We start from the raw sequence: 4,704 nt of genomic DNA, 5'->3' as shown, positions 1-4,704 counted from the left end.
GTTGGCGTTTGGCACGCTTTTCGTATATTGTTTATCGCCTGCGTCAAGGTAGGCAGAAACAAGAAAAAATAAGTAAAACATATAAAAACGAAAAGAACTATGAACATTAAACCATTGGCAGACAGAGTTCTGATACTCCCTGCACCTGCAGAAGAAAAGACAATCGGCGGTATCATCATTCCTGATACAGCAAAAGAAAAACCCCTGAAAGGTGAAGTGATTGCAGCCGGTAACGGTACGAAAGACGAAGAGATGGTACTGAAAGCTGGTGACCATGTACTCTACGGCAAATACGCAGGTACTGAAATCGAACTCGACGGTACTAAATATCTGATCATGCGTCAGAGCGACGTACTCGCTGTACTGGGATAAATTATCAATTTTCAATTATCAATTTTTAATTAGACGAAATCATGGCAAAAGAAATATTATTCAATATTGATGCCCGCGACCAATTGAAGAAGGGTATCGACACACTGGCTAACGCTGTAAAGGTAACACTGGGCCCGAAAGGACGTAACGTGATTATCGAGAAGAAATTCGGTGCTCCTCACATCACAAAGGATGGTGTGACTGTAGCGAAGGAAGTAGAACTGGCTGATGCTTACCAGAACACCGGTGCACAATTGGTAAAGGAAGTTGCTTCGAAGACTGGCGACGACGCTGGTGACGGTACAACAACTGCTACCGTACTGGCTCAGGCTATTGTAGCCGAAGGCTTGAAGAACGTTACTGCCGGTGCAAGCCCGATGGACATCAAGCGCGGTATCGACAAGGCCGTAGCTAAGGTGGTTGAATCTATCAAGGCTCAGTCTGAAATGGTTGGCGACAACTACGACAAGATTGAACAGGTAGGTACCGTATCTGCCAACAACGATCCCGTTATCGGTAAACTGATTGCAGATGCCATGCGTAAGGTTTCGAAGGACGGTGTCATCACCATCGAAGAGGCTAAAGGTACGGATACAACGATCGGTGTGGTAGAAGGTATGCAGTTCGACCGCGGCTACTTGTCAGCTTACTTCGTAACGAATACGGAAAAGATGGAATGTGAGATGGAGAAACCTTACATCCTGATTTACGATAAGAAGATTTCGAACCTGAAAGACTTCTTGCCTATTCTGGAACCTGCCGTACAGACTGGCCGTCCGCTGCTGGTTATCGCCGAAGATGTTGATAGCGAAGCTCTGACTACCTTGGTAGTGAACCGTCTGCGCAGCCAGTTGAAGATCTGTGCTGTGAAGGCTCCGGGCTTTGGCGACCGTCGTAAGGAAATGCTGGAAGACATTGCCGTACTGACCGGTGGTGTAGTAATCAGCGAAGAAAAGGGCTTGAAACTGGAACAGGCTACTATCGAAATGTTGGGTACTGCCGAGAAGGTTACCATCACGAAGGACAATACGACCATCGTAAACGGTGCCGGCGACAAGGAAAACATCAAGGAACGTTGCGAACAGATCAAGGCTCAGATTGCCGCTACGAAGAGCGACTATGACCGTGAGAAGTTGCAGGAACGTCTGGCCAAGTTGTCAGGTGGTGTAGCTGTACTCTACGTAGGTGCTGCTTCCGAAGTTGAGATGAAGGAAAAGAAAGACCGTGTAGACGATGCACTCCGTGCCACACGTGCTGCTATTGAAGAAGGTATCGTGCCGGGTGGTGGCGTAGCTTACATCCGTGCATTGGAATCACTGGAAGGTCTGGAAGGTGACAATGCCGACGAGACAACCGGTATCCACATCATCAAGCGTGCCATCGAGGAACCGCTCCGTCAGATCTGTGCCAACGCTGGTAAGGAAGGCGCTGTAGTTGTTCAGAAGGTTCGTGAAGGGAAAGGTGACTTCGGTTACAACGCACGTACCGATGTTTACGAGAACTTGCATGCCGCAGGTGTAGTCGATCCGGCTAAGGTTACCCGTGTAGCTTTGGAAAACGCCGCTTCTATTGCCGGTATGTTCCTGACTACCGAATGTGTAATCGTAGAGAAGAAGGAAGACAAACCCGAAATGCCGATGAACGCCGGTATGGGTGGCATGGGAGGCATGATGTAATCAGCCGATTTCCCCTGATTAATTAGTATAAAAGCAGCCGCGGTGTCTTGCCTTGTAAAGATGCCGCGGCTTTTTTAATGATGAAGCATAAGCATATGAGAAGTTTTGCATCAGACAACAACTCAGGTGTGCATCCGCTGGTGATGGACGCCCTGAACCGTGCCAATAGCGACCATGCGGTGGGCTACGGTGATGATCCCTGGACGGAAGAAGCCGTAGGCAAGATACGCGAAGCCTTTACGCCCGATTGCGAAGTCCTGTTTGTGTTCAACGGTACCGGTAGCAATGCTGTTGCCCTGCAACTGTGTACACGTCCTTACAACCTGATACTCTGTGCCGAGACGGCCCACATCTACGTGGATGAATGTGGTGCTCCTGCCCGTATGACGGGTTGTCAGATCAGGCCAATAGCGACTCCGGACGGGAAGCTGACGCCCGAACTCCTGCGGCCTTATCTGTGCCACTTCGGCGAACAGCATCATTCTCAGCCGGGAGCCATTTACCTTTCGCAGTGTACGGAGCTGGGTACGATATACAAACCCGACGAACTGCGTGCCATTACGGAGCTGGCACACGCATATGGAATGTATGTACACATGGACGGTGCGCGTCTGGCCAATGCCTGTGCGGCACTTGGGCTGACGTTTAAGGAACTGACGGTGGACTGTGGTATTGATATCCTCAGTTTCGGAGGTACGAAGAACGGACTGATGATAGGCGAGAGTGTTATTATTTTCCATCCCGACCTGAAGAAGGAAGCGCGATTTGTCAGGAAGCAGTCGGCACAGCTGGCGTCGAAGCTGCGTTATCTCTCCTGTCAGTTTACGGCCTATCTGAAGGATGACTTGTGGCTGAAGAATGCCCGTCATGCCAATCAAATGGCATTGCTGTTGCGCGACGGATTGAAAGAGCTGCCCGAAGTACGGTTCACACAGGAAGTGGAAAGCAATCAGTTGTTCCTGACCATGCCCCGTCGGGTGATCGATAAACTGTTGCAGTCGTATTTCTTCTACTTCTGGGATGAGGCGGCTGATGAAATCAGGCTGGTGACCTCGTTCGATACTACGGAAGAGGACATCCGCGAACTGCTTGCAACTGCAAAGAGCTGTTATTGAGAAGGGTGTCAAAATTAAGGGTAGCTGTATATTGGTACTTTCAGGTACGGATGACCCGGAAAAACATAGGAAAGAATATTATCATCCGTGAAGTTTCGCGTAATCCATACCTGAAGAAAGCATCCCTTAGTCTGAAGCATCCGCATGAGATTGTTGGCCTGTCCGTAAGAGTCAGGCGGAGGAATGGTATAGTTTGAAATATAAAATTAGACAGAATATGGCATATATTGATTATTATCAAGTACTGGGGGTGGACAAGACGGCATCGCAGGATGATATCAAGAAAGCGTACCGTAAGCTGGCACGTAAATTTCATCCTGACCTGAACCCGAATGACCCTACAGCAAAGGAAAAGTTTCAGGCCATCAACGAGGCAAACGAAGTGCTGAGTGATCCTGAAAAGCGAAAGAAGTACGATGAGTATGGTGAACACTGGAAACATGCCGACGAGTTCGAAGCGCAGAAGCGTGCCCGCCAGCAGGCTGGTGGCGCCGGGTTTGGCGGCTTCGGTTCGGGAGGATTCGGTACGGACGGTAACGGTACGTATTGGTATTCGTCCGACGGGCAGGAGTTTACCGGAAGCAATGCCGGTGGTTTCTCGGATTTCTTTGAAGAACTCTTCGGACACCGGGGACACGGTAGCAGAAGCCAGGGCGGTTTCCGCGGACAGGATTATCAGGCCGAACTGGAGTTGTCGTTGCGTGAGGCTGCACAGACACACAAGCAGGTGCTGACCGTGGGCGATAAGCAAGTGCGTATCACCATACCTGCCGGTGTAGCCAGCGGACAGGTCATCAAGTTGAAAGGATACGGAGCTCCGGGTATGAACGGTGGTCCTGCCGGTGACTTGTATATCACGTTTGTGATCCCTGATGATCCGGTGTTCAAGCGGCTGGGCGATGACCTTTATGTGGATGTCAATACCGATCTGTATACGGCTTTGCTGGGTGGTGAGCAGTTGGTAAGTACTTTGGACGGACAAGTGAAGCTGAAAGTGAAACCGGGTACGCAAAATGGTACCAAGGTGCGCCTGAAAGGTAAAGGTTTCCCTGTCTACAAGAAAGACGGAGAGGCTGGCGACCTGATTGTGACCTATCATGTTGTGTTGCCAACCAACCTGACTGAACAGCAAAAAGAAATGTTCCGTAAAATTCAGAGTATGAACTAAAAAAAGTATCACTATGCAGAACGATTTGATTATTGTCAGCGATTATTGCGACAAATGCCACATAGAACCTGCCTTTATCGACCTGTTACAAGAGAATGGGCTGATAGACATTTTGCTGGATGAAGGAAAGCCGTGCCTGGCTTTCTCGCAACTGCCGGATGTAGAGCGTTACAGCCGTATGTATTATGATCTTTCCATCAATATGGAAGGAATTGATGCCATCCATCACTTACTGGAACGTATGGAAAGCATGCAAAAGGAGATTGCTGCTTTGCGCGGACGGCTGAGGATGTATGGTGACCTGTTTTGAAGATCCGGACAGGAAAAGTACGAAGCGGGAAGAAGCACGTTTGTGGATACTACACGACGCGCT

5 protein-coding genes are annotated in these 4,704 nt (G+C 49.4%); all 5 read left to right on the top strand.

What is annotated here, in order from left to right; genetic code table 11:
- Positions 1–99 precede the first annotated feature (99 nt).
- The 5 genes from QVP67_RS13075 to QVP67_RS13055 all read left to right on the top strand — a co-directional run bounded on the left by QVP67_RS13075 (position 100) and on the right by QVP67_RS13055 (position 4,641).
- Positions 100–372 (top strand): co-chaperone GroES, encoded by a 273-nt coding sequence (locus tag QVP67_RS13075; RefSeq protein ID WP_021847043.1) that lies wholly within the window; start codon positions 100–102, stop codon positions 370–372.
- 41 nt (positions 373–413) lie between these two features.
- Positions 414–2,048, top strand: a complete 1,635-nt coding sequence (gene groL, locus QVP67_RS13070) for a chaperonin GroEL (RefSeq protein WP_022164012.1) — start codon at positions 414–416, stop codon at positions 2,046–2,048.
- A 95-nt stretch (positions 2,049–2,143) separates the two neighbouring features.
- A complete protein-coding gene (locus tag QVP67_RS13065) occupies positions 2,144–3,163 on the top strand; it encodes a threonine aldolase family protein (protein ID WP_288180193.1) in 1,020 nt (339 codons plus the stop codon).
- Between the two features lie 217 nt (positions 3,164–3,380).
- Positions 3,381–4,331, top strand: a complete 951-nt coding sequence (locus QVP67_RS13060) for a DnaJ C-terminal domain-containing protein (RefSeq protein ID WP_022164010.1) — start codon at positions 3,381–3,383, stop codon at positions 4,329–4,331.
- Between the two features lie 13 nt (positions 4,332–4,344).
- Positions 4,345–4,641 (top strand): chaperone modulator CbpM, encoded by a 297-nt coding sequence (locus tag QVP67_RS13055; protein WP_022164009.1) that lies wholly within the window; start codon positions 4,345–4,347, stop codon positions 4,639–4,641.
- The last annotated feature ends 63 nt before the right edge of the window (positions 4,642–4,704 follow it).

The organism is Bacteroides sp. CAG:633, assembly GCF_000435115.1.
GTDB classification, from domain to species: domain Bacteria; phylum Bacteroidota; class Bacteroidia; order Bacteroidales; family Bacteroidaceae; genus Bacteroides; species Bacteroides ndongoniae.
Note: the sequence above shows the minus strand (reverse complement) of the source record. Positions and strands in the feature narration are given on the sequence as shown.